This window comes from Pseudomonas medicaginis (genome assembly GCF_965119365.1).
In the GTDB taxonomy this organism is placed as follows: domain Bacteria; phylum Pseudomonadota; class Gammaproteobacteria; order Pseudomonadales; family Pseudomonadaceae; genus Aquipseudomonas.
The window spans coordinates 4,401,472-4,426,078 of record NZ_OZ221631.1 but is presented as its reverse complement, the minus strand read 5'-3'; the positions used below and the strand labels follow the sequence as shown (position 1 = coordinate 4,426,078).

Annotated in this window: 26 protein-coding genes; 11 read left to right on the top strand and 15 right to left on the bottom strand. The window is 62.3% G+C overall.

Annotation, left to right across the window (positions count from 1 at the left end):
* The first annotated feature begins 7 nt into the window (after positions 1-7).
* From moaA to ACMTA2_RS19560, 5 genes are all read left to right on the top strand, one after another.
* On the top strand, positions 8-1,000 hold the full coding sequence (gene moaA, locus ACMTA2_RS19580) for a GTP 3',8-cyclase MoaA (RefSeq protein ID WP_413791354.1): 993 nt from the start codon (positions 8-10) through the stop codon (positions 998-1,000).
* A complete protein-coding gene (locus ACMTA2_RS19575; protein WP_413791353.1) occupies positions 997-1,623 on the top strand; it encodes a hypothetical protein in 627 nt (208 codons plus the stop codon). Before moaA ends, ACMTA2_RS19575 begins: the two co-directional genes overlap by 4 nt.
* Positions 1,624-1,719: 96 nt before the next feature.
* Positions 1,720-3,735, top strand: a complete 2,016-nt coding sequence (locus tag ACMTA2_RS19570) for a ribonucleoside triphosphate reductase (protein ID WP_413791352.1) — start codon at positions 1,720-1,722, stop codon at positions 3,733-3,735.
* Positions 3,736-3,766: 31 nt separating this feature from the next.
* Positions 3,767-3,928, top strand: coding sequence for an anaerobic ribonucleoside-triphosphate reductase (nrdD, locus tag ACMTA2_RS19565; protein WP_413791351.1), 162 nt, complete (start codon positions 3,767-3,769; stop codon positions 3,926-3,928).
* Entirely contained in the window at positions 3,925-4,620 is a 696-nt protein-coding gene (locus tag ACMTA2_RS19560) for an anaerobic ribonucleoside-triphosphate reductase activating protein (RefSeq protein WP_413791350.1), read from the top strand. Before nrdD ends, ACMTA2_RS19560 begins: the two co-directional genes overlap by 4 nt.
* A gap of 120 nt (positions 4,621-4,740) precedes the next feature.
* Here the strand turns inward: ACMTA2_RS19560 and ACMTA2_RS19555 are convergent, their stop codons facing one another.
* The 4 genes from ACMTA2_RS19555 to ACMTA2_RS19540 are packed head-to-tail and all read right to left on the bottom strand — an operon-like array spanning position 4,741 to position 7,850.
* Positions 4,741-6,108: a 4Fe-4S binding protein gene (locus ACMTA2_RS19555; protein WP_413791349.1), complete on the bottom strand. Its 1,368-nt coding sequence runs from the start codon at positions 6,106-6,108 to the stop codon at positions 4,741-4,743.
* Entirely contained in the window at positions 6,096-6,950 is an 855-nt protein-coding gene (locus ACMTA2_RS19550; protein ID WP_413791348.1) for an FTR1 family iron permease, read from the bottom strand. The genes ACMTA2_RS19555 and ACMTA2_RS19550 overlap by 13 nt, the downstream gene beginning before the upstream one ends.
* Before the next feature lie 22 nt (positions 6,951-6,972).
* Positions 6,973-7,317 carry a cupredoxin domain-containing protein gene (locus ACMTA2_RS19545; RefSeq protein ID WP_413791347.1) on the bottom strand — a complete coding sequence of 115 codons (345 nt, stop codon included), beginning with the start codon at positions 7,315-7,317 and terminating at the stop codon, positions 6,973-6,975.
* Positions 7,318-7,319: 2 nt separating this feature from the next.
* Positions 7,320-7,850, bottom strand: coding sequence for an iron transporter (locus tag ACMTA2_RS19540; RefSeq protein WP_413791346.1), 531 nt, complete (start codon positions 7,848-7,850; stop codon positions 7,320-7,322).
* 203 nt (positions 7,851-8,053) lie between these two features.
* Here ACMTA2_RS19540 and ACMTA2_RS19535 point away from each other — a divergent pair, with 203 nt between their 5' ends.
* On the top strand, positions 8,054-8,281 hold the full coding sequence (locus ACMTA2_RS19535) for a DUF3079 domain-containing protein (RefSeq protein ID WP_413791345.1): 228 nt from the start codon (positions 8,054-8,056) through the stop codon (positions 8,279-8,281).
* Positions 8,282-8,358: 77 nt separating this feature from the next.
* Here the strand turns inward: ACMTA2_RS19535 and ACMTA2_RS19530 are convergent, their stop codons facing one another.
* The 3 genes from ACMTA2_RS19530 to ACMTA2_RS19520 form a co-directional block, all read right to left on the bottom strand.
* Positions 8,359-10,098 carry a dipeptidase gene (locus ACMTA2_RS19530; RefSeq protein ID WP_413791344.1) on the bottom strand — a complete coding sequence of 580 codons (1,740 nt, stop codon included), beginning with the start codon at positions 10,096-10,098 and terminating at the stop codon, positions 8,359-8,361.
* Between the two features lie 326 nt (positions 10,099-10,424).
* A complete protein-coding gene (locus ACMTA2_RS19525; RefSeq protein ID WP_413791343.1) occupies positions 10,425-12,425 on the bottom strand; it encodes a peptidase U32 family protein in 2,001 nt (666 codons plus the stop codon).
* 118 nt (positions 12,426-12,543) lie between these two features.
* Positions 12,544-14,112, bottom strand: a complete 1,569-nt coding sequence (locus tag ACMTA2_RS19520) for a sensor domain-containing diguanylate cyclase (RefSeq protein WP_413791342.1) — start codon at positions 14,110-14,112, stop codon at positions 12,544-12,546.
* A 129-nt stretch (positions 14,113-14,241) separates the two neighbouring features.
* Here ACMTA2_RS19520 and ACMTA2_RS19515 point away from each other — a divergent pair, with 129 nt between their 5' ends.
* From ACMTA2_RS19515 to ACMTA2_RS19500, 4 genes are all read left to right on the top strand, one after another.
* Positions 14,242-14,700, top strand: coding sequence for a metallophosphoesterase family protein (locus ACMTA2_RS19515; RefSeq protein WP_413791341.1), 459 nt, complete (start codon positions 14,242-14,244; stop codon positions 14,698-14,700).
* Between the two features lie 94 nt (positions 14,701-14,794).
* Positions 14,795-15,361: a chalcone isomerase family protein gene (locus tag ACMTA2_RS19510; protein WP_413791340.1), complete on the top strand. Its 567-nt coding sequence runs from the start codon at positions 14,795-14,797 to the stop codon at positions 15,359-15,361.
* An 11-nt stretch (positions 15,362-15,372) separates the two neighbouring features.
* Complete coding sequence (locus ACMTA2_RS19505) at positions 15,373-15,897, top strand: DUF3833 domain-containing protein (RefSeq protein WP_413795690.1); 525 nt, start codon at positions 15,373-15,375, stop codon at positions 15,895-15,897.
* Complete coding sequence (locus ACMTA2_RS19500) at positions 15,894-16,199, top strand: DUF6482 family protein (protein WP_413791339.1); 306 nt, start codon at positions 15,894-15,896, stop codon at positions 16,197-16,199. Before ACMTA2_RS19505 ends, ACMTA2_RS19500 begins: the two co-directional genes overlap by 4 nt.
* Positions 16,200-16,215: 16 nt before the next feature.
* Here the strand turns inward: ACMTA2_RS19500 and ACMTA2_RS19495 are convergent, their stop codons facing one another.
* The 8 genes from ACMTA2_RS19495 to ACMTA2_RS19460 all read right to left on the bottom strand — a co-directional run bounded on the left by ACMTA2_RS19495 (position 16,216) and on the right by ACMTA2_RS19460 (position 23,298).
* Positions 16,216-16,704: a DUF2878 domain-containing protein gene (locus tag ACMTA2_RS19495; protein WP_413791338.1), complete on the bottom strand. Its 489-nt coding sequence runs from the start codon at positions 16,702-16,704 to the stop codon at positions 16,216-16,218.
* Positions 16,704-17,972 carry a class I SAM-dependent methyltransferase gene (locus ACMTA2_RS19490; RefSeq protein ID WP_413791337.1) on the bottom strand — a complete coding sequence of 423 codons (1,269 nt, stop codon included), beginning with the start codon at positions 17,970-17,972 and terminating at the stop codon, positions 16,704-16,706. The genes ACMTA2_RS19495 and ACMTA2_RS19490 overlap by 1 nt, the downstream gene beginning before the upstream one ends.
* Positions 17,935-18,759: a DUF1365 domain-containing protein gene (locus tag ACMTA2_RS19485; protein WP_413791336.1), complete on the bottom strand. Its 825-nt coding sequence runs from the start codon at positions 18,757-18,759 to the stop codon at positions 17,935-17,937. Before ACMTA2_RS19485 ends, ACMTA2_RS19490 begins: the two co-directional genes overlap by 38 nt.
* Positions 18,756-20,003: an NAD(P)/FAD-dependent oxidoreductase gene (locus tag ACMTA2_RS19480; RefSeq protein ID WP_413791335.1), complete on the bottom strand. Its 1,248-nt coding sequence runs from the start codon at positions 20,001-20,003 to the stop codon at positions 18,756-18,758. The genes ACMTA2_RS19485 and ACMTA2_RS19480 overlap by 4 nt, the downstream gene beginning before the upstream one ends.
* Positions 20,004-20,006: 3 nt before the next feature.
* Positions 20,007-20,762, bottom strand: coding sequence for an SDR family NAD(P)-dependent oxidoreductase (locus ACMTA2_RS19475; RefSeq protein ID WP_413791334.1), 756 nt, complete (start codon positions 20,760-20,762; stop codon positions 20,007-20,009).
* Positions 20,759-21,181, bottom strand: a complete 423-nt coding sequence (locus ACMTA2_RS19470; RefSeq protein WP_413791333.1) for a nuclear transport factor 2 family protein — start codon at positions 21,179-21,181, stop codon at positions 20,759-20,761. Before ACMTA2_RS19470 ends, ACMTA2_RS19475 begins: the two co-directional genes overlap by 4 nt.
* A gap of 149 nt (positions 21,182-21,330) precedes the next feature.
* Positions 21,331-22,407 carry an alkene reductase gene (locus ACMTA2_RS19465; RefSeq protein ID WP_413791332.1) on the bottom strand — a complete coding sequence of 359 codons (1,077 nt, stop codon included), beginning with the start codon at positions 22,405-22,407 and terminating at the stop codon, positions 21,331-21,333.
* Positions 22,408-22,458: 51 nt separating this feature from the next.
* Positions 22,459-23,298, bottom strand: coding sequence for a pirin family protein (locus ACMTA2_RS19460; RefSeq protein WP_413791331.1), 840 nt, complete (start codon positions 23,296-23,298; stop codon positions 22,459-22,461).
* 120 nt (positions 23,299-23,418) lie between these two features.
* Between ACMTA2_RS19460 and ACMTA2_RS19455 the strand changes: the two genes are divergently transcribed.
* A complete protein-coding gene (locus ACMTA2_RS19455) occupies positions 23,419-24,333 on the top strand; it encodes a LysR family transcriptional regulator (RefSeq protein ID WP_413791330.1) in 915 nt (304 codons plus the stop codon).
* Positions 24,334-24,607: the final 274 nt, after the last annotated feature.

Sequence of the window (24,607 nt, the reverse complement as noted above, 5' to 3'; positions counted from 1 at the left end):
GATCTTCATGAACGCGGTGTTGCAGGACGGATTTGGGCGCCAGATCGATTATTTGCGGATGTCGGTGACCGATCGTTGTGATTTTCGTTGTGTGTATTGCATGGCGAAAAACATGACTTTCCTGCCGCGTCAGCAAGTGTTGACCTTGGAGGAGTTGCAGCGCCTGGCGCGGCTGTTCGTCGGCCTGGGGGTGAAGAAAATCCGCCTGACCGGTGGCGAGCCGCTGATCCGTCCGGGCATCGTCGGGCTGTGTCGCGAGATCGCGGCATTGCCCGGCCTGCGGGAACTGGTGATGACCAGCAACGGCTCGCAGCTGGGGCGATTGGCCCAGCCGCTGGTCGAGGCGGGGGTCAAGCGCATGAACATCAGCCTCGACAGCCTGGACGGTGAACGTTTTCGGGCGATCACCCGCAACGGCAACCTGGACCAGGTGCTGGCCGGCATCGAAGCGGCGAGGGTCGCCGGGTTCGAGCGGATCAAGCTCAACTGTGTGGTCATGAAGGGACGCAACTTCGATGAGGTTCCGGCGCTGGTGCAGTACGCCATCGACCAAGGCATCGACATCAGCTTTATCGAGGAGATGCCGTTGGGGGAGGTCGGGCGTTCCCGGGGCGAGTCGTTCTGTTCCAGCGATGAGGTCCGGGCCGAGATCGCTCGCCATCATCGCCTGCTCGACAGCGCCGAGAGCAGCGGCGGGCCGGCGCGGTATGTGCGCCTGGAGCGTCATCCGGAGACCCGAATCGGTTTCATTTCGCCCAATACCCACAACTTCTGCGCCAGTTGCAACCGCGTGCGCATGACCGTCGAAGGGCGTTTGCTGTTGTGCCTGGGACAGGAGGATTCCCTCGACCTGCGCGGCTTGCTGCGACGTTATCCGCTGGAAGACCAGCCGGTGATCCAGGCGGTGCAACAGGCGCTGCGTGGCAAGCCACTGCGCCATGACTTCAACCCGGGTGGGGAAGTGCAGATTGTGCGGTTCATGAACATGAGTGGGGGGTGAGCAGTACACAGGCCCCACAAGGGATTTGCGATGAATACAAATCTTGCAGTCACCCCGAAACCAGTGTGGGAGCGGGCTTGCTCGCGAAGGCGGCGGGTCAGCTTGCGTTGATGTTGAATGTCACGACGCTATCGCGAGCAAGCTCGCTCCCACAGGGGAACTGTGGTGAATCCAGATCCAACAATCACCCTGAAACCAATGTGGGAGCGGGCTTGCTCGCGAAGGCGGTGGGTCAGCTTGCGTTGATGTTGAATGTCATGACGCTATCGCGAGCAAGCTCGCTCCCACAGGGGATCTGCGGTGAATCCAGATCCAACAATCACCCTGAAACCAATGTGGGAGCGAGCTTGCTCGCGAAGGCGGCGGGTCAGCTTGCGTTGATGTTGAATGTCCTGACGCTATCGCGAGCAAGCTCGCTCCCACAGGGGATCTGCGGTGAATCCAGATCCAACAATCACCCTGAAACCAATGTGGGAGCGAGCCTGCTCGCGAAGGCGGCGGGTCAGCTTGTAGTGATGTTGAATGTCCTGACGCTATCGCGAGCAGCTCGCTCCCACAGGGGAACTGCGGCGCTTGCAGAAAAGACGTTTCGAGCCCGAATGGAGGTCGCTCCCGATTCTTGATATCGATCAATTGCAAGCCTGCCTTTTGTGCGTACCCTCTACTGCATATTGTGTTTAAAGATCTAAAAAAGCCTATATGTAGTGTTTGGAGCCAAAATGCAGAGCACATTGATCACAGTAGGGTGTAACCGCTTGCACAAGCGCGATGGCAGTGTGGTCGCCTTTGATGCGGACAAGATCCGCCAGGCGCTGATCGCCGCCGGCAAGGCCACGGGTGAGTACACCGAAGCCGAGGCCGAAGGGTTGCTGGAGGCGGTGCTGGCTCGGTTGGAAGGGCAGACGCGTTTGAACGTCGAACAGATCCAGGACCGTGTCGAACGGGTGTTGATGGACGCCGGGTTCTTCCTTTCCATGCGCGCCTACATCGTCTACCGCGAACAACACGGACGCTTGCGCCGGGATCGCCGTACCCTGGTGGAAGTTGCCACGTCGATGAACGAATACCTGGACCGTGAGGACTGGCGTGTGCAGGCCAACGCCAACCAGGGCTATTCCCTCGGTGGACTGATCCTCAACGTGTCGGGCAAGGTCACCGCCAACTACTGGCTCGACGAGGTCTACAGCCAGGCCATCGGCCAGGCGCACCGCGAGGCGGACCTGCATATCCACGACCTCGACATGCTCGCCGGATACTGTGCCGGTTGGTCCCTGCGCACCCTGTTGCACGAGGGCCTCAACGGCGTGCCCGGGCGGGTCGAGGCCGGGCCGCCCAAGCACTTGAGCAGTGCCTTGGGGCAGATGGTGAACTTTCTCGGCACTTTGCAGAACGAATGGGCAGGTGCCCAGGCGTTCAGCTCGTTCGACACCTACCTGGCGCCCTATGTGCGCAAGGACAAACTCAGCTACGACGAGGTCCGCCAGTCGTTGCAGGAGTTCATCTACAACCTCAACGTTCCATCGCGCTGGGGCACGCAAACCCCGTTCACCAACCTGACGTTCGACTGGGTCTGCCCTCAGGACCTGCGTGAACAGATCCCGGTCATCGGCGGTGAGGAAATGCCGTTCGCCTACGGTGACCTGCAAGCGGAAATGGAACTGATCAACCGCGCCTACATCGAGGTGATGCAGGCCGGTGATGCGAAAGGCCGGGTGTTCACCTTTCCGATCCCGACCTACAACATCACCCACGATTTCCCGTGGGACAGCGAGAACGCCGACCGGCTGTTCGAAATGACCGCCCGCTACGGCTTGCCGTATTTCCAGAACTTCCTCAACTCGGACATGCAACCCAACCAGGTGCGGTCGATGTGCTGCCGCCTGCAACTGGACGTGCGCGAGCTGCTCAAGCGCGGTGGCGGTTTGTTCGGTTCGGCGGAACAGACCGGCTCCCTGGGGGTGGTGACGATCAATTGCGCGCGCCTGGGTTACCTGTACAAAGGCGACACCAGTGGGCTACTGCAGCGCATCGATACTCTGATGGAGCTGGCGAAGGAGAGCCTGGAGGTCAAGCGCAAGGTCATCCAGCATCACATGGATGCCGGTTTGTACCCTTACACCAAACGCTACCTCGGCACGTTGCGCAATCACTTCTCCACCATCGGCGTGAATGGCCTGCACGAAATGCTGCGTAACTTCACCGACGACCAGCAAGGCCTGCACACCGAGCAGGGCCGGGCATTCGCCCTGAAGCTGCTGGATCATGTGCGGGCCACGCTGCTGCGTTTCCAGGAGGAAACCGGCCACCTCTACAACCTCGAAGCCACGCCAGCCGAAGGCACCACGTATCGCTTCGCCAAGGAAGACCTCAAGCGTTACCCGGATATCTTGCAGGCCGGCAGCCCGGTCGCGCCGTACTACACCAACTCGTCGCAACTGCCGGTGGGCTTTACCGAGGATCCGTTCGAAGCCCTGGAATTGCAGGACGAACTGCAATGCAAATACACCGGCGGCACCGTGTTGCACCTGTACATGGCCGAGCAGATTTCCTCCACGCAGGCCTGCAAGCAACTGGTGCGCAAGGCCCTGGGGCGTTTCCGCCTGCCGTACTTGACCATCACGCCGACCTTTTCCATCTGCCCGGTGCATGGCTACCTGGCCGGCGAACACGAGTTTTGCCCCAAATGCGACGAGGCCTTGCTGCTGCAACAACAGCGCCAGGGCAGCGTTCACTGATCCACTCCATCGACCGCAAGGAGCTTCATCCATGAGCACAGCACACACATTGCCCCAGGCACAGCGTCAACGTTGCGAAGTCTGGACCCGCGTGATGGGCTATCACCGCCCGGTGGCGGCCTTCAACCCGGGCAAGCAATCCGAGCACCGAGAGCGGGCGCACTTCACCGAACGCGCGGCCGGGCGTCCATGAGTCGAATGCTACGGGTCGGGGGCATGGTGCCCCTGACCACCCTCGACTATCCGGGCCAACTGGCCTGTGTGCTCTTTTGCCAGGGATGTGCCTGGCGTTGCCGTTATTGCCATAACCCGCAACTGATTCCGCCTCGTGGTAGCGAGGAGGTGGAGTGGTGTCGGGTTTTGGCGTTCCTGCAACGCCGTCAGGATCTACTCGACGCCGTGGTGTTCAGTGGTGGCGAGCCGACCTTGCAGGACGGCCTGGCGCCGGCCATGGAGCAAGTGCGGCAGATGGGCTTTCGCATCGGCCTGCACAGCGCCGGTATCAAGCCGGCGGCCTTTGCCAAAGTGGTCGGCCTGGCTGATTGGGTCGGCTTCGACATCAAGGCCTTGCCCGAAGATGCCCTGGAGGTGACCCGGGTCGAAGGCAGCGGCGCCGCCAACTGGCGCAGCCTGGACCATCTGCTGGACAGCGGCGTGGATTATGAATGTCGCACGACGGTGCACTGGCACCTGTTCGACCCCGAACGGTTGCTGACCCTGGCCCGGCGCTTGAGCGAGCGCGGCGTCAGCCGGTTTGCCGTGCAGTTGGTGCGCACCGCGCGCATGCTCGACCCCCACCTCTGCAGCGTCTCGACGCAGGCTTTGCAGCCCGAGTTATGGGCCGCCATGCGCGAGCTGTTTCCTTCGTTTGTGTTGCGCAGTTGAGCGTTCTATAGTGGTGGGTCAGTTTGCGTGGATGCCGACTGGCACGCCGCTTTCGCGAGCAGGCTCGCGCCCACAGGGGCTTGTGGTGGATATGACTTTTGTGGTCCCGCAGTCCCTCGATCACCAGCCCCAGAATTGCAACCACCAGCCATAGCCCACCAGCCCGCCGGCCATGACCAGGCATGCCATGGCGGGCAAGCGCCGGATCGGCGATGCCGCCGTGGCCTGCAGGCGCCTCCAACCCAGCCAAAGACTCCAGGCCATGGCCGTGACCAACAATGCCGCACGCGCCGGTGGGACCCATTCCAACAGCAACCCTTCATAGCGCAGCAGCTTGACGGTGGTGGCCGACAGGCCGAGGAACAACCCGGCACCGCCAAGGGGCGTCAGGGTGAGGGCCAGGGGTCGATAGTCTGTGACATTGCCCGAGAACCAGGCCGCCAAGCGCATCAGTAGCATCAACGAAGTGCCCAGCAACAGCGCACTGAGGCCCAGGTACGCGACGATGCAAAAACCATCGAGCCAACTGAAACTGTCATTGAGTGATGGATAGTGGGTCAGCAGCCACCAGGGCGCATTATCCTGGAGCGCCCAAGGCCAATCGTGACTCACCAGCCATTCGGCCAAGCCCTGCTTGAGGTCGATGAACCAAGGGCTGACGGTCCACTGAAAGGCGCCCATGGCCAGGCCGATGACGCCGAACAGCAGCAAGCGAGCATCCCAGGGAGAAAGCGTGTTGGCCGTCGAATGGAGGATTTCCGCGTTGCTGGAACGGACAATCAGCCTTACCGCGTCGCGCTGGCCGCTGCAGCGCCCACAGGCGTGGCAGTCGGCGGCGCCGCGCAGGCGGCGGATGTCCAGCAGCGGCGCGCAGTTGGGAGGCGGGCGCCTCGGTGCCGGGTTTTCCAGCCAGCGCTGTTCGTCCACCTGGAAGTGCACCGGAGCCAGGCGAGCGAGCAGGGCAAACACACCACTGACCGGGCACAGGTAACGGCACCACACCCGCTTGCCCCGGGCGAACAACAGGCCGACGATCACCGCGGCAACGGTGGAGCCCCCCAGGATCAACAGTGCCGCCTGGGCATAGTCGTACACGCTGATCAACTGGCCGTAGACAGTGGTCAGGCAGAACGCCAGGGTCGGCCAGCCGGCCCAGCGCACCCCGCGCGGCACCCCGAGGCCCTTGCCGTACTGGCTGGCCCATTCGCTCAAGGCGCCTTCCGGGCACAGCACGCCACACCAGAGGCGACCGAACAGCACGATCGACAGCAACACGAACGGCCACCAGATTCCCCAGAACAGGAACTGGGCCAAGAGCGTCAGGTTGTCCAACAGCCGCGCCTGGCTGTCCGGAAATGGCAGCATGGCCGGCACGACCAACAGTACCCCGTAGAACAGCACCACCGCCCATTGCACGGCACGAATGGTTGCGCCGTGGCGGCGCATGCCGTCGCCCAGGCGTTGGAGCCAGGGGTTCAGGCCGGGCATGGCAGGGTTCCCGCCTTGCGCGGCCGCAACCACCCCGCGACCAGCCCCCAATAGCCCAGCCACACCAGCAACGTCATCGCACTCGGGCTGGCCCGATATCCGGTAAAATCCGCCAGGAAGCCGCCGAAGCCATGGCCGTCGTCCAGTAGTGCGCTGCTGTCCCACAGCGCATCGCCGATGCCGCGATACACCACCTCGGGCCAATCCATCGCCAGCAATTGCCCGCCGACCCGTTCGATGGCGCTGACCAGCAACGCCGCGCCCAACAGCAGCAGGATCGCTTCGCTGATGGCAAAAAAACGCGGCCACGAGATGAACCGGCGACTGCCGTGCAGCAAGGCGACGGTCAGCAGCGACAACGCCAGCCCAGCCAGCGCCCCCACGGCGAACAAACCCAGTGGCGGCCCTTGCAGGCGCGCACCGGCGCCGTAGAGGAACACCACGGTTTCACTGCCTTCGCGGCTCACGGCGAGCAAGGCCAGCACCAGCAGCCCCAGCCCGCCCTGGCGGTCCAGGCGCTGGTCGGCATGGCGTGCCAGGTCATGCTTGAGCGTCCTCGCATTTCGATGCATCCAGGCCACCATCTGCACGATCAGCAAGCTGGCGACCAAGGCCAATGACGCCTGGAACCATTCACTGGTGGTCCCGCTCATGGCCTCGCCGGCGAGCAGGATCAGGCCCGCCAGCACGCCGGAAAGCAGCAAGCCCAACGCCGCGCCGGCCCATACATAGCGCCGCAGCTGGCTGGCTTGTTGCTGCTGGCTGACCCAGGCCTGGAGAATCCCGATCACCAACAACGCCTCGACGCTTTCGCGCCAGACAATAAACATCGATTGAGTCATGCAAGTGCCTCCTGCTGACCGATCACTGGGCGAGAATCCCGCCCTCGGGTAGCTGCGGATTGAATTCGTCGAAGAACGGATAATGCCCGGGGCGCAGCGGATGGATGACCACGAAGGTCGTGACCCCGGGCGAGAGCACTTTCTCCACGCGCAATGGCGTGCTTTCGAACTCTGCCGGGCCCTGGCCGACATTCTTCAACACGATCTTGAAGCGTTGCCCGGCCGGCACTTCCAGTTGCGACGGGGTGAAATGCCCGTCGCGAATGCTCAACTCATAGGTGGGCAGTTCGGCCTGGGCAATTGACGGCAGCAGCAGCCCGGCCAGCATCAGCCGGGCCAGGCATGACGGCCAGGGTCGACGGCCCATGTTCAATACCCGCCTTTTTTACCGATCCCGGCGTAGACGAATTCGTAATGCAGTTCGCAGCGTTCGAACCACGGCGCCACGCCGGTTTCCTTGTCGGTATGACGCCCCAGGGATGCATGGCCACCCGGTGGCAGGACGGTGAAGGTCAATTGATATTTGCCAGGGCCCAGCAGCTTGACGTTGTCGCCGTAGTGCGGCCCGTCATTGGCGACCATGGCGTGGAAGTCGCCCTTGAGCTCGGTGTCGTTGCCTTGTTTCTTCAGTTGGAACGACACATTCAGGTAGGGCACGAAGCTGCCTTCCTGAAAGCCTTGGGAGTTGTCCGCCGTGGCGCGGATGTCGGCCTCCAGATGGACGTCGGAGTCTGCCGTGGCGCGCATCATCCCGGCGGGGGCCATTTCGATCGGTTGCAGGTACACCGCACCGACCTCCAGGCCCGGGCACAGTTGCGGTTCGCCAATGGGGTATTCCTTGGCCTGGGCCAGTGGTGCGAGCAAGAGCAGGGCGAGGGACAAAGGAGCGAGGGTGCGCATGATGACTTCCTGGTTGGCTAAATGATGGCGCCGAGTCTAGGAAGCTTCGCTGCGAATAATAATGATTCTTGTCAATTTTCAGTGCGAATTCTTGATGGGGAACGCCGGTGGTTCCCGCGCGGCCGATTCTTGATCGGGATCAAGGGTGACAGTGGCCCGCTGGCGTAAGGTACGGGTACACCCATCGGTTATGCGGGGTCGTCATGGCAAAGCCCTTTCCCATCAGTCCCAAGCACCCTGAGCGCATTTGCTGGGGGTGTGATCGTTACTGTCCCACCAGTGCGCTGGCCTGCGGCAACGGTGCCGATCGAACGATGCACCCGGCCGAGATGATTGGGGACGATTGGTACCTGCATGGGAATTGGGGGCTGGAGTCGGTCGACATGACTGCCAAGGTCATCGATCCAAGTGCGCCGACCGAGAAGCCATGACGTCAACCCGTAGCGAGAGAGCAAGCTCCCTCGCTACGGTTCAGGCGAGCTTCAAGTGAACGGACTGGCAGGGGCAATCACAGCTTCGGCAACTGCCCGATCCGGCCCATCATCTCGGTCACGATCTGCAAGTCCAACAGGAACTGCTCCACCGTCTTGAACTCGTTGTCGTTGTGCCCGGTGTACTTGACGTCGGGCATCGCCAGGCCGAATTGCACGCCGTTGGGCAGGTCATGAACCGACGTGGCGCCAGCGGAAGTGCCGTATTTGTGTTCCATACCCAGGTTCTCACTGGCGACGGCCAGCAGCGCCTTGACCCATTCACCCTCGGGGTTGCGGTACATCGGCGCGTCAATGGACAAATCGAAGGCCACCGCAACGTGGGATTTCTTGCTCCAGGCAGCCAGCTTGTCGGCGATCTCCGTCTTGAGCGCTTCCGTGGTCTTGCCGACCGGCACTCGCAAGTTGACCGCCAGTTTGAAGGTCTTTTCATCCATGCCGACGAACGTCAGGGACGCGGTCAGCGGGCCCATGAACCCGTCGGAAAAGCCGATCCCCAGTTTGCCGCCCAGGTAGTCCAGGCCCCAGTTCTCGGCGGCGTAGCGGGCGGCGTCGGTGATGTGGTTGTGTTTGAGCGCGACTTTGCCGTCCAGGCCGTTGATGAAGTCCAGCATCCGCGCCACCGGGTTGACGCCTGACTCAGGTTCGGAGGAGTGGGCGGACACGCCGGTGAAGGTCAGCTTCACGTCCTTGCCGACCACCTGGGTGGCCACTTGGAAATCGTCGCCGTTGCCCTTGGCATAGTCGGTCGCGGCGTTGAGCAGGTTGGCGGCCAGCTCGGCGGGCTGGTCGCTGGCAAAGGTGGCCACGGACGTCGACGGAATCTGGTTGGTGGCCAGGCCGCCCGTCAATGCGGTGATTTGCGCGCCCTTGCCCTGTGCGGTACGCCGGGCGAAGTTCGCCATGACGGTGCCGTAGCCTTTCTCGGCGATCACCACGGGGTAGCCGCCATCCAGCGCCAGGTTGTAGTTGGGCGTCGGGTTGCGTTCGAAATAATAGGGTATGGCGTCGCCGGTGGTTTCCTCGGTGGTGTCCACCAGCAGCTTGAAGTGGCGCGCCAGCGGCAATTTCTCTTCTTTGATGATCTTCATGGCGTAGAGCGCCACGACGATGCCGTTCTTGTCGTCCTCGGTGCCGCGGCCATACAGGCGGTCGCCCACCTGGGTGACCTTGAACGGATCGAGGCGGGTGCCATCTTTCAATACCCAGTTTTCCGGCGTGACCGGCACTACGTCGGCATGGGCGTGGATACCGACGACTTCTTCGCCGCTGCCGTCGAGCGAGACCTCGTAGACGCGGTTGTCGATGTTGCGGAAGCCCAGGTTGAAGGACTGGGCAAGGTTTTTGATCTTGTCGGCGATCTTGAGGAATTCCGGGTTCTCGTGCTGGGCGACGCCGTCCTTGCGGTAGGTCGGGATGGCGACCAGTTCCTTCAGGGTTTCGGTGGCCGCAGCGCCATACTTCACCCTCGCGTAGAGGCCCAGCAGGCGATGGATTTCGTTCTGTTGCTGCGACGAAAGCGCTTGGTTGCCGAGGAACGCGCTGATGGCCGGGCCGAGATTGGCGGTTTTGGCGAGGTCGCTCTTGGCGAGGCTTCCCAGGAACTGCCTGAAATCGGTGACCGACTGATCGGCGAAGGTCTTGACCAGGGCCGCGCTCTGTTGCGCGGTGATATTGGCGAACGCGGGGGCGGGGAGCATGGTGAAGCTGGACAGCAGCAGGGTGGCCACGGCCAGGTGTTTGAGCGAGAAGTCCATTGCTGGGCATTCCTTTGCAGGCGGTAGGAGGGAAGTGTCTGATTTGATGACACAAACCTTTACAACCTAACAGGCGACTGTGGGGCAGGGGAGTCTGGCGGGGGAATTTGTCGCACAGTGAGGCAAAAACGGCGCAGAAATGAAAAATCCTTTCCAACCACCCCAACACTTCAGTGTGGGAACGGGCTTGCTCGCGAAGAGGCCAACACATTCAACATCATCGTCGACTGTTATGCCGCTTTCGCGAGCAAGCCCGCTCCCACAGAGGATCGGTGGTGGACACAAGTGCTGTGAACACCCGCAAATCCACTGTGGGAGCGCATGGCTTAATGCGGTGCGCGGGGGATGGTCTTGAGCAGGTCTTCAGGGCTGATGTAACCGACCACGGGCTGCGCCGTGCTGCCGGGCAATGGCAGGTCAAGGATGTGTCCCTTGATCTTGCCCACCACATGCATCTCGCAGGGTTTGCAGTCGAATTTCAGCGTCAGCACTTCATCGCCATGGATCAGTTGCATCGGCGCGACCTTGGTGCGCACGCCGGTGACGCCCTTGGCCTGCTTGGGGCAGAGGTTGAACGAGAAGCGCAGGCAGTGCTTGGTGATCATCACCGGCACTTCACCGGTTTCCTCATGGGCTTCGAATGCCGCATCGATCAGCTTGACCCCGTGGCGATGGTAGAAGTCCCGGGCCTTCTGGTTGTAGACGTTGGCCAGGAACGACAGGTGCGACTCCGGGTACACCGGCGGCGGGCTGGTCTCGGCCTTGCGGCCACCGCGTGGGTGGGCTTCGATGCGGGCGGTGGTCAGGGCTTCGATGGCTTCGCGGCGCAATGCCTTGAGCTGCGAGTTGGGGATGAAGAACGCCTGGGGCGCATCCAGTTCGATCGCGGTGGCGTGGTACTCGGTGGTGCCCAGCTGGCCGAGCAGGTCGTGCAGTTGCTCCAAGGCCTGTTCCGGTTTGTTCGCCAGGCCGAACGGTCCGTCCAGGGCAACGCAGGCGCCGATGCCTTCTTCGCTGGTGGCGGTCAGTTCCAGGCACTCTTCACGCAGGCGTGCGACCCAGGCCAGGCCGACCCGGCGCTCGGAGGAGGTCTTGAGCAACGCTTGCTGCCAGTTGTGATCCAGGTTGCGGCTCAACGGGTGGTTGGGACGCAACTGGTACAGGCCGGCCGGCATTTCGTTGGGCTCGACGCGGTAGCGGTAGCGCTTCTGGCCGTCCTCTTCGAATTCACCCTTGGGCTCGGCGATGTTGGCGCGAAAGCCGACGACTTCGCGCTTGACCAGCACATTGAGGCCGTCGCCGTTGGACAGCTGATCGAAGGTCACCACTTGCAGGTCACGCTTGCCGACTTTCTCCACCACGCCCACCGGCACACCGGTAAAGGTCGGCGAATCGAAGGCGCCGATGTCGATCTTGCGCTCGCTGACGAAATAGTCGGTGCTGCCACGGTGGAAGGTCTTGTCCGGGTCAGGGACGAAGAAGTGCGCGGTGCGGCCGCTGGACGCGCGGGCAAGGTCCGGACGGTCTTCGAGGACATCGTCCAGGCGCTGGCGGTAATAGGCGGTGATGTTTTTCACATAGCCCATGTCCTTGTAGCGCCCTTCGATCTTGAACGAACGCACGCCGGCTTCGACCAGGTCGCGGATGTTGGCGCTCTGGTTGTTGTCTTTCATCGACAACAGGTGCTTTTCATAGGCGACCACCCGGCCCTGGTCATCCTTGAGGGTGTAGGGCAGGCGGCAGGCCTGGGAGCAATCGCCACGGTTGGCGCTGCGGCCGTTCTGGGCGTGGGAGATGTTGCACTGGCCGGAAAACGCCACGCACAGCGCACCGTGGATGAAGAACTCGATGGCTGCATCGGTCTCGTCGGCGATGGCACGGATCTCTTGCAGGTTCAGCTCACGGGCCAGGACCAGTTGCGAGAAACCGGCCTGGTCGAGGAACTTCGCCCGGGCCAGGGTGCGGATGTCGGTCTGGGTGCTGGCGTGCAACTCGATGGGCGGGATATCCAGCTCCATCACCCCCAGGTCCTGGACGATCAACGCGTCGACGCCGGCATCGTACAACTGGTGGATCAGCTGGCGGGCCGGTTCCAGCTCGTTGTCGTGCAGGATGGTGTTGATGGTCGTGAACACACGGGCGTGGTAGCGGTGGGCGAACTCCACCAGCCGGGCAATATCGCCCACCTCGTTGCAGGCGTTGTGCCGGGCACCGAAACTCGGGCCACCGATGTACACGGCGTCGGCGCCATGCAGGATGGCCTCGCGGGCGATGGTCACGTCGCGGGCGGGGCTGAGCAATTCCAGATGATGTTTGGGCAAGGACATTTGTTTTTAGTCAGGCTGGTCACGGTCGAAGCGCGCATTGTAGCCGCCAGGCGCCTCGTCGGCACCTGTGGACTTGGGTTTGCACGACCTTGACCGATACGCGGCCGTCCTGCGGGGGTCACCCCGGCGTCGAACCGGCGCTGCACCAGCGGTTGCGCCCGGTGTTCTTGGCCAGGTACAGGAAGGCGTCCGCCGCCTTGATCAGCATGGCCGGGGTGACGTCCTCGCCGCTCGGCTGGCAGGTGGTGATGCCCGCGCTGATGGTCACGATGCCCAAGGGGTGATCGCCATGTTCAATGCTCAAGGCCCTGACGGCCTCGAGGAGTTGCTGCGCCACCTTGGCGGCCCCGGCGCCGTCGGTGTTCGGCAGCAACACGGTGAACTCTTCACCGCCGTAGCGGACGGCGAGGTCACCCGGCCGTTTGATGGTCTGCCCGATCGCGCCGGCAATCGCCCGCAGGCAATCGTCACCGGCGGCATGGCCATATTTGTCGTTGAAGCGCTTGAAGTAATCGACGTCAAGCATGATCAGGGCCAGGGACGAACCCTGGCGCCTGGCCAGGCGCAGTTCATCGGCCAAGGCGATGTCCAGCCGCCTGCGGTTTCCCAGCCCGGTCAGGCTATCGGTGAGCGCCATGTCGCGCATCGCCTGGTGGGCGCTGCGAATATGCTTTTCCATGGTCATCCGGTAGCGCAGTTGACTCAACACAATGAGCCCGAAGCCCACCAGTATCGCGATAAGGAAAATCAACACCAGGCCGGTCTTGAACAGGTCGCGGCGCCATGGAGCGATGATGGACTCACGCGACAACCCGGCTTCCACCACCAACGGGTAGGTGGTCAAGGCCCGATAGCCGTACAGGCGCTCGGTGTCATCGATCACTGCCTTGGCCTCGGCGACACCCTGGTTCGAGGTGGGCAGGTGATTTCTGAAAATCACGCTGTTGACCAGGCTTTTGCCGATCACCGATTCGACGAAGGGGCGACGTACCAAGATGGTCCCGCTGCGTGTGGCCAGGACCAGCGCACCCTTGTCGTCGATCTTGAAGTCGCCGTAGTAGTCGACAAAATAACTGACCTTGACAGTGCCGAGCAGCACACCGGCGAACGAGCCGTCGGGGTTGTTCAAGCGACGGGACACCGGAATGATCAGGTCGTTGGTGGATCGACTCCTGATCACTGCGCCGATGCGCACGCCCCGGTCCTCGTGGGTACGGTGATATTGGAAGTAGTCGCGGTCGGCGTTGTTCGCCGGTTCCGGGATGACTTCCTTGTCCGTGACCAGCCATTGGCCGTCTGGGCCATAAATGAACAACCCGTGCAGTTGCGGCATGATGGCGGCCTGTTGCACCAGTAGCTTATGTATACGCGGGACGTCCATGTTCTGCAGGCCATCGCCTTCCACCCGTTCACTGAGGGATGCGGTGACCACATCCACTTGTCGAATGGTGTCTTCGGCGTGCTGGGCCGTCGCCCGTGCCAGGTTCGTCACCGAATCCCGGGCAGACGCAAACGCGGCGCGGTAATCGCGCCAGGTCCGCCAGCCCTCGACAGCCAGGAAGGCGATGACGACCACAAGCATGAAACTCACGGTCAGCCGAAACGCAGTTCCGGCCCGCACAGCCTGCTGGGAGAAGGCTTCATCGGGGCTTTCGATTTTGGGCTCTGGCTGCTTGCGTCCGAGCATTGACATTTCCTTTGCGCGACGAGGCTGCACCTTTTCAGGGGCGCAGCCTATCCTATTCGACTCCAGCACGTTAGCTAACTGCGACGAGGCAGGTACAACTGGCGACACAGGATCAAGGAGAAAGGTTTCATGAGAGTGGGCGTGATTTCGGATACCCACGGCCTGCTGCGCCCCGAGGCGCTCACCGCGCTGCAAGGGTGTGAGCGGATCATTCATGCCGGTGATATCGGCAACCCGGAAATCCTCGACGCCCTGGCTTCCATCGGCGAGCTGCAGGTGGTGCGCGGAAACAACGATCTGGCGGCGGAGTGGGCAGGGCACCTTGCCGATTGCCTGCAATTCGACCTGAGGGGATGGCAGGTGCTGCTGGTCCATGACATCGCGGATGTACCGGCGTCGCTCGACCCGGGCGTGAGGCTGGTGATCACCGGCCATTCCCATAAACCGCTGATCGAATGGCGTGGCGAGCGGCTCTATCTCAACCCGGGCAGCGCCGGCCGGCGCCGGTTCAAGTTGCCGGTGACGCTGGCGCTGCTCGAAGTGAGTGAACAGGCGATCGAGCCGCGGATCGTGCCACTGCTCCCGTGACGGGCATGGCCTACCTGCTGCTCGCTTGAAAAGCTGTACAAATCTAATTTTTTGTACAATTATCGGGCTTCTTTAATGCACCGGTAACGCCCTCATGTCCCGGTCGTTTGTGCTCAGCAAAAGCGTGCTCGCCATCGTGGTCTGCCTGACTACGTTTTATGGCTCTCAGGCCTTGTCGGACTGGCGCGGCGTATTGTCAGGCACGCGCCTGGTCGGGCAAGCCGATTTCGACTGGTATGGGTTCGACCTCTATCAGGCCAGGTTCTGGAGTGCGGCCGCTGCGCCAAGCCTGGAAACGGCGTTTGCCCTGGAACTCAATTACCGACGCGCCATCGACAAAGAATCTTTGGTCGAAACGAGCCTGAAGGAAATGCAGCGCCTCAACGGTGCGCCCCTGGACGCCAAGCGCCGGGACGAATGGGCCGCTCTTATGCGCCGCGCCTTTATTGATGTGAAGCCTGGAAGTCGTATCACTGGCCTGTACCTGCCGGGGCAGGGCTGTCGTTTCTATGTGGGTGAAAAACTGTCTCTGGCGGTGACGGACCCGCTATTCGCCCGGGCATTCTTTGCTATCTGGCTCGATCCTCGAACTCGAGAGCCTGACCTTCGAAATCAATTACTTGGAATCCAAACCTCAAGTGAAGGGAGAAATAATCAGTGAGGCATTTCTTGATGGCGTTGCTGCTGATACTGGGCCTGACCAGTTGCGGGAATGTGAATGTCGAACGTTATGCCGACCAGCAACCCCGACTGGATCTGGAGCGCTTTTTCAGCCAACCCGTCAAGGCCTGGGGGATCTATCAGAAGCGTTCGGGTGAAGTGATCAAGCGCTTTGAAGTGGACATTTCCAGCCGTCACGAGGGAGAGCACCTGATCCTCGATGAGCGCTTTCTCTATAGCGACGGCAGCCGTCAGCGACGGGTCTGGACGCTGACTCCCGAGGGTCCCGGCCTGTGGCGTGGTCGCGCTGACGATGTGATCGGCCTGGCGCGAGGAGAAGTGGCCGGCAATGCCCTGCGCTGGCGTTATCGGTTGAACCTGCCGGTGGATGGTTCGACCTACGAGGTGGAGTTTGATGACTGGATGTACCTGATGGATGAGGACACGCTGATCAATCGCTCCAGCATGAGCAAGCTGGGTGTCGAATTGGGGCAGGTGACCCTGTTTTTCCGTCGCCAGGCCGCGAGCGCGCCATGAACTTGCAGGCGCTTACGGAGTTGGCCATCGACGGGCGGATCCATGAACTGGAGTTGTTGTCGCTGGAGGGTGGCATCTACGTATTGCGCGCCCGACTGGACGGCGGCCTGCGTACGTTGCTCGATGAGTCTGGAAAGACTTTGCCTATACGTTCCACCACCCATTTGCGTGAGCTGCTGCGTTTCGTCCCGCGGCTGCCCTGCACGCTGGTGCAGCAGGTTGTCCATGATGAGATGTGCGGCCAGCGCGAGGGGCCGATCGAGCCGTTGCGCGTGCCGCTTTTCCTCGACGAACCCTGGTAGCGATTGCGTCCTGCGGTCAGTTGGGTTTGGCCAGGCGCAGCGCCAGGGGCATCCATAAAGCCCAAATCGGGGCGAGGATCAGCGCAGTGCCCACGACCCCGAGTGGCAAGGCGACACCCGCCAGTGGCGCCCCCACGCAATAGGCCAGCGGACCACCGACCAAGCCCAGCAATACACCACGCGATACCGGCTGCCTGGCCCAGGCCAGGCTATGACGCAGGCCTGTGGCAAACACCAGCCAGAGCAGCGCCAGCCAGAGCGGCAACGGGGTTTGCTTGAATATGAACACGCCCTGAGTACCCAGGCTCCAGTCCAGCAGCATGCCACTGAGCCCGACGCGCATCACCGCCAACAGCTCTGCCCGGGGCGCGGGACACAGCCACAAGTGGCCCAGCAATCCGATGACCACCAACGACAGCCACCATGGATCCTGTGCCCCGAGCACACAGCCCCACCAACCCAGTTGCAGCCAGACGGCGTTGGCGATCAGACCGGTGCGGCTCATCACGGCGCCTGGTGTTCCAGCAGGGCCGGACGACGGGCTCCGGGCGCGGCGAAGAGCAGTTGGGCAACGCCGATGGCGCGTTCGAGGAAGCCACCTTCGCAGTAACACAGGTAGAACTCCCAGAGGCGCTGGAAGGTTTCGTCGTAGCCCAACTGCGCCAACGCCTGGTGCGATTGGCGAAAGTTGTCGTGCCAGTGCCGCAGTGTACGGGCGTAGTGCGCGCCGAAATCCTCGAGGTGCAGGAGGTTGAGCGGCGTCTGGGTGCTGGCCGTCTTCAGCAGGATCGACAAGGACGGTAACGCGCCACCGGGAAAAACATGGCGCTGGATAAAGTCCACGGAGCGTCTGGCCTGCTCATAACGCTGGTCGCGAATGGTGATCGATTGCAGCAGCATCAGCCCGTCGTCCTTGAGCAGCGCGGCGCAGCGCCGGAAGTACTCGGGCAGATAGCGATGCCCGACGGCTTCGATCATTTCGATGGAGACCAGTTTGTCATAGCGCCCTTGCAAGTCGCGGTAGTCCTTGCGCAACACGTGAACCTGCTGGGCCAGGCCGAGCTCCTCGACACGTCGACAGGTGTGGGTGTATTGCTCCAGGGACAGCGTGGTCGTGGTGACCTTGCAGCCATAATGACTGGCTGCGTAGATGGCGAGGCTGCCCCAGCCGGTGCCGATTTCCAGCAAATGGTCACCGGGACGCAGGTCGAGCTTGCGGCAGATACGGGCGAGCTTGTTGAGCTGGGCCTCTTCCAGGCTTTGTTCGGGGCTTTCGAACAGGGCGGCTGAATACATCATGGTAGGGTCGAGCAGTCGCTCGAACAGACCATTGCCCAAGTCGTAATGTGCCATGATATTGCGCCGCGAGCCTCGCCGACTGTTGCGGTTCAGCCAGTGCAGCCAGCGCAACAGCGGGCGGCCGATGCGGGCCAGGCCGCTGTCCATGGCATCGAGCACATCCAGGTTGGCAACGAACAGGCGTGTGACCGCCGTCAGGTCGCCGCTGCGCCAGTAGCCGTGGACATAAGCCTCGCCGGCGCCGATGGAACCGTTGCCGGCAACCATGCCCCAGACAGCGTCGTCGAGGATTTCTACCTCTGCCTGCAAGGGGCTGGCCAGGTCGCCGAAGCTCAATGGCTCGCCATTCAATAGCAGCCGCAGGTGGCCGTGACGCAGACGGCGTAACTGACCCAGCACGGCTTGTTTGAAAAAGCCCCCGTTAAAGAGGCTGTAACTACCAGCCTTGGTAGCGCTCAGGGTCGGTTCGGGCATGATTGGGGTCCTTGTGGGCGGGTTGACCCAGGCTCAGGCCGTCTTCGCTGGCCTGGTGGGCGTAGAGGGGCGTGCGTTTGAAAAGCAGGCGCAGGGCCTGCCAATAGATGGCGCTTACGGTACGCAGGCTCATCCAGGGGAAAGCCAGGACATGTCGGCGCAGCGAAGAGGCGTCGAGGGGTTGGCGCTTGAGTGCCAGGTCGGCCTGGAACACCTTGTGGCCGTCGCGCCAGTTCTCCATGCGTATGCGGATGTGCGTGTCCTGGATCAGGAATGCCATGTGGTAGTCCATCTCCCGGGGCAGGAACGGTGATACGTGAAACGCCTTGGCCACGTTGAAGGCACAGGACTCGCCGGGCGGTACCGGCAATACATAGTGATGGCGCTCGCGCCACGGCGTGTTGCGCACTTCACACAGGATCGCCGCCAGGCGCCCGTTGGTTTCATGGCAGAAATAGAAGCTCACCGGGTTGAACGAGAGCCCCCAGCTGCGCGGTTGAGTCAGCAGGTGAATCGCCCCTTGAGGCGCGGCTCCCAGGGCTTCGTCGAGGATCTGGCGCACGGCATCGACCAAGGGAACCCCAAGGTGGGTGCGCGATGGCAGGTAATCGCGTTCGCGCCAGCACAGGGGGGCCCAGGCCCAGGGGCGCAGCAGACGCGACAACCCCAGCAGGTGTTCCTGTTCGGCGAGGTCCACGTAAAGCATGCCGATCGGATAGCGGAATGCGTGAGGGCGCGGCGTATGGCGCCGATGATCGATCCAGCCGCGACACACGCTGCTGTTCAAAGCTGTTCTCCGAAATGCTTCGCCACGTGGAGCGCACTGACCACGCCATCCTCATGGAAGCCGTTGCCCCAGTAGGCCCCACAGAAATAGCTGTGCTGATGCCCTTGCAGATCACTTTGGCGGGCCTGGGCGGCAATGGCGGCGAGGCTGTACTGAGGGTGTGCATAATCGAAGCGCGCAAGGACCTTGGCCGGGTCGACCGCATCGCCCAGGTTGAGGCTTACGCAGAAGGTCACCGGGGCGTCCAGGCCCTGGAGCAGGTTCATGTTGTAGGTCACCGCGGCAGGTGCTTGCGCCGGGCCGCCGAGGCGGTAGTTCCAGCTTGCCCAGGCCTGGGGACGCTGGGGCAACAGGCGGGTGTCGGTGTGCAGCAGCACTTCATTGCTGGCGTAGGCCAGGGCGCCGAGTACTTCACGCTCAGCCGTGCTGGGCGTATCGAGCAGGGCGAGGGCCTGGTCGCTGTGACAGGCGAACACCACTTTGTCGAAATGCTCGGTGCCAGCGGTGCTGGTCACGCTGACGCCAGTGGCATTGCGGCTCACTTGCTGCACGGCGCAGTCGAGCCGGACCTGTTGGCGAAAAGAGGCGCACAAAGGGTCGATGTAGCCCCGTGAACCGCCAGCGATCACGCGCCATTGGGGGCGTCGATTGACGGACAGGAGGCCATGGTTGTGGCAGAAGCGCACGAAGAACTCGAGCGGGAACTCCAGCATCCCGGCCGGAGACATCGACCAGATCGCCGCGCCCATGGGAACGATGTAGTGATCAATGAAGCGCTGGCTATACCCGTGGCTGTGCAGGTAGTCGCCGAGCCGGGTGCTGCGGTCGATGCGCTGTGCCCTCAGGTCGGTGGTGGCCTGCCGATTGAACCTGAGTATGTCCCACAGCATCCTCCAGAACGCGGGCGAAAATAGATTGCGACGCCGGGCGAACAGGCTACGCAGTGTGTGGCCCTTATACTCCTGGCCGGTGGCCGGATCATGCACCGAGAAGCTCATTTCGGTGGGGCGGGACGCGACGCCCAACTGGTCCAGCAGACGGATGAAATTGGGGTAGGTCCAGTCGTTGTACACAATGAAGCCCGTGTCTACGCCATAGCGCTGCCCCAGCCAATCGACATCCACGGTGTGGGTGTGGCCACCGATCCTGTCGTCGGCCTCGAACAGGGTGATCGTGTGTCTGCGGGCCAACAGGTAGGCACAGGTCAGTCCGGAAATACCGCTGCCGATGATCGCGATGCGCATGTTTCAAGGTTCCTTGGAAGGGCGTGCCAGGCGTTGGCCAAGGGCCAGCTGCCAGCGGGCGGGCAAATGTCCGAGCAGGCGCAGGATCAGCGTGAAGAACCCTGGAAACGAAATCCCCATCGGCCGCGCCGGCAGGCGTCGCGCGATATGGCGGGCGGCTCGTTGCGCCGACCAGCGCATGGGCATGGGAAAGTCGTTGCGTCGGGTCAGTGGCGTGTCGACGAAGCCCGGACTGACCAGCGTGACATCGATGCCCTCGGCGGCCAGGTCGATGCGCAAGGATTCGATCAGATAACGCAACGCGGCTTTGGACGCACCGTAGGCGCCGGCGCGAGGCAGGGCCAGCCAGGTGACCGCACTGCTCACCGCCACCAGATGCGGACGCTGGCCCCGGCGCAGCAAGGGCAAGGCGGCCTCCAGGCAATGGCAAGTGCCCAGGAGGTTGGTGTTGATGAGCCGTTCCACCAGGCGGGTGTCGAAGTGGCCTGGCTCCAGGTATTCGCAGGTGCCGGCATTGAGGATTACCAGGTCGAGCGCCCCCCAATGAAGGTCGATCTGCTGGCAGATCGTGGCGACCTGGTGCGGATCGGTCAGGTCGCCCGGCAGCACCAATATCTGGTCTTGATAGCGTGTGGCTAACGTTTCCAGGGGCTGGGTCCGGCGCGCACTCACGGCCAGGTGATGCCCCTGTTCCAGAAGGACGGCGGCCAATGCCGCGCCAATGCCACTGCTGGCGCCGGTCAGCCAGACGCGGCTCATGCCAACCTCCGCTTGAGCCAGCGAATCACCGATCCAAACAGTGGCAGGTGTTCGTAGAGCAGGGCGCCTGCGTCGAAGAAGTCTTGATGAAAGTAGACGCGGTCATTCCAACGCAGATGACTGCAACCTTGCAGCGCGATGGGCGCTCCTTGCGCCAGGCGAGGATGACTGAAATGCAGGGTCCAGCGCAGATAGCCTTCTGCGGGACCGACTTCATCGAAGGCGTGGAAGTCATAGCGTAGGTGGCTGACGTTTGCGTACAACTGTGCAAAGTAAGTGCGCAAGGCCGGCAGGCCTTCGATCCGGTGCAGAGGGTCTTGGAACTGGATGTCTGGGCTGTAGAGCTCATCGAGCTCAGCCAGGCGACTGGCGTCCAGCTCGGCGAAGGCGTGGGCGAAACGCTGGAGGTAGACGGACATGCAGAGGCTCCGATTGTTGTACAGAATATAATCTCTGTACAAGTTTTCAGAAGCCTACTGCACGTCATGTACAAGTTAAAGCATTTTGTACAAGTATTTTTTGCCCTTTGTACAAGTCCAAGCGAAGCGCGGGGGTTGGACGCTGGGCATCAGGCCCCGGTCAAGGTCGGATAGTCCGTATAACCGCGCTCGTCGCCCTGGTAGAACGTCGAGGGGTCAGGGATGTTCAGCGCCTGGCCTCGTTTGAAACGTTCCACCAGGTCCGGGTTCGCCAGAAACGGCGTGCCGAACGCCACCAGGTCTGCTTCACCGCAGCCGATGGCCGTGGCTGCGCGTTCAGCACTGTAGCCGCCATTGGCGATGTACGGTCCACCGAAGCGGCGCTTGAGTTCCCGGAAGTCGAACGGCCCTTCGCCCAGTTCCACGATATGCAGGTAAGCCAGGCCATAGCGGCTGAGCATTCTGGCGGTGTAGTCGAAGGTCGCTTGCGGGTTGCTGTCGCTCATCGAGAAGTAGCTGAAGGTTGGCGACAGTCGGACGCCGACACGGCTGGGACCGAAGACTTCGATCACCGACTCGACCACCTCCTTGAGGAAACGGGCACGGTTCTCGATCGAGCCGCCGTAGGCATCGGTCCGCTGGTTGGTGCCGTCACGCAGGAACTGGTCGATCAGGTAACCATTGGCGCCGTGGATCTCCACGCCGTCGAAGCCGGCCAGCTTCGCGTTGACGGCAGCCTGGCGGAAGTCGGCGACCACACCGGGGATTTCATCGAGCTCCAGGGCCCGTGGCAGTTCATAGGGCTTGAGGCCTTCGGGGGTGTAGATCTCGCCATCGGCCTTGATTGCCGAGGGGGCTACGGGTTGGGCACCGTTGACCTGCACCAACGGATGGGAAAGACGGCCTACGTGCCAGAGCTGCAAGAAGATCTGCCCGCCCTTGGCATGGACCGCGTCGGTCACCTGTTTCCAGCCGATGATTTGCTCAGGGGTAAAGATCCCTGGCGTTCTCAGGTAACCCTTGCCCTGGGCTGACACCTGGGAGCCTTCGCTGATGATCAGGCCGGCGCTGGCGCGTTGGCTGTAGTACTCGGCCATCAAGGGCGTGGCGACATCGCCAGCGCCTGCGCGGCTGCGGGTCATTGGCGCCATGATCATGCGGTTGTTCAGGGACAGCTTGCCGACTTGAGTGCGGGACAACAGAAGATCGAGACCGATGGCAGTCATGATTCACCTCTAAGGGATCGGGTATGAATTAGGGAGTGAGTCGAGGGTCGGTCAGGCCAACCGACCCTCTTGTTGCAAAAGGGCGCCGATGCGCTGGATTTCTTTCTCGCCTTTTTCCAGGGCGGCTTCGCTGGTGTGCACCGAGTAGTAGCCCATCACCAGGTCATGGGGATGCTTGACCGCCGAACCGAGCACGAAGGAGGTCGCGCCCCGGGCAACGATGTCGATGGCCTCGTCGGACGCTTCGAATACCACCATTTCTCCGGCATTGACGTTGCCGCCAGCATCGAGACTGCCGTCGTTGACCGCCAGCCAGGCGACGGTGTGCCCGGCCGGTGGCGTATAGCGCCAGTGCTCGTTGTCCTGCAACTGCACGGCGAGATAATTCATGCCTGCTGGCGCCGCGACACTGCTGCGGACGGTGCCGTATTGGCCGAGCAACACCAGCGCCGGACCTTCACGGGGGATCTCGGAGGGCGCCAGGTAGACACTAAGGGCCGGGGCATTTTCTTCTGCCGCCGGCAGCGCAACCCAGAGCTGGAAGCCTTGGATCGGTGCACCTGCGACGGGGCGGGCGGTGTGCCATACGCCGTTACCGGCTTGCATCCACTCCATGCCGCCGCTGGGCAGCGTGCCGGACTGGCCCGTGGTGTCTTCGTAGATCACCTGGCCCTCGATCATGTAGGTCAGCGTGGCGATACCGGAATGAGGGTGCATACCGAAACCTCTTTGCATGGCATCGGCGTTGAAGGCGAAGTGATCGAGAAATACGAATGGCTTGCAGAGCTGGCCCAGGTCACCGGGACTCATGAGTCGGGTGATCGGCCCATGGCTGTTGCCGGAGGTGCGATGGACGATGGCGCGGGGCGGTGCTGCGACGATGCTGTGCATGGGTGCCTCCAAGTCTTGGGCGTTGGGCCTCGATGCGAGAAGGATAAGTGCCTGCCAATAGATTGATTAGTCGATACAATCGGATTGAACTCATCCATAAAACGAAGGAATGTCGGCGCCATGCTCGATCTCAACGATGTTGCGCTGTTCGTTCAGGTGGTCCGCAGCGGCAGCTTCGCCGAAGCCGCCAGACGCTTGGGCATGCCTTCCAATACTGTCAGTCGACGGGTTCAGCAGTTGGAGGCGCAGCTTGAATCGCGACTTCTGCAGCGCTCGACCCGCAAACTCACGCTGACTCAGGCGGGCCAGGGGTTTTATGAGCGTTGCGTGGATGCGGTGGACGGCCTGATGGATGCCGGACAGGAACTGATGATGGGCAGCGAGGAACCCAGCGGCCTGGTGCGCATCGCGGCGATGGCGGATTTTTTCGATTTTTTTCCGATGGAATGGGTGGCCGACTTTTTAGCCGCGCATCCGCGAGTGCAACTTGATTTTGTGCTCAGCGACGCCCGGGTCGATCTGATTGCCGACCGCATTGACGTTGCCTTTCGCGGCGGTCCCTTGCAGGACTCGGGGTATGTCGGTCGCCAACTGCTCAAGAACGACGGTGACGGCATGGTCGCCAGCCCCGCGTACATTGCCGCGCGCGGCGCACCGCTTTCGTTGCAGGATCTGGCTCACCACGACGGCGTGAGTTTCGCTCATCCCGGCGGCATGACCCATTGGCGATTCGTTGGCCCGGACGGCATCGAGGAACAGGTGCAGATCGCCAGCCGATTCCACGCCAACACCGCCCAGGCGTTGCGCAGGGCGACCGTCGCCGGCCTGGGCATCGCCGTGTTGCCGGGGGCGCTGAGCAGCCTCGACCTGGAAGCCGGAAGGCTGGTGCGTGTGCTGCCACAATACCAACGCATCGGCTTCGGCCTGAATGTGCTCTATCCGAGCCGGCGGCAGTTGCCGCTGGCGGTTTCGGCATTCATCGGGTTAGTGATGGAGAAGCTTGAGCTCAAGGCGTTTCCGGCGCGGATGACGTAGGCGCAGTCGATCGTTCCCATGCTCCTGTGGGAGCGAGCTTGCTCGCGAAAGCGGTGGGTCAGCTTGCATCAATATTGATTGTTCCGCCGTCATCGCGAGCAGGCTCGCTCCCACAATGGTTCTGCGCCGAATGCAGTGCTCACCACACCCCAGCTCCTGAGTGGGAACGATCCTCGAGCAATAGCCCATTTTTTTCCTTCCCAGCAACGACAAAAACCCTCGTTTCGCAAATCTTCCCCCGCCAACACAATCGCCTCGACATCTGATCTCGATA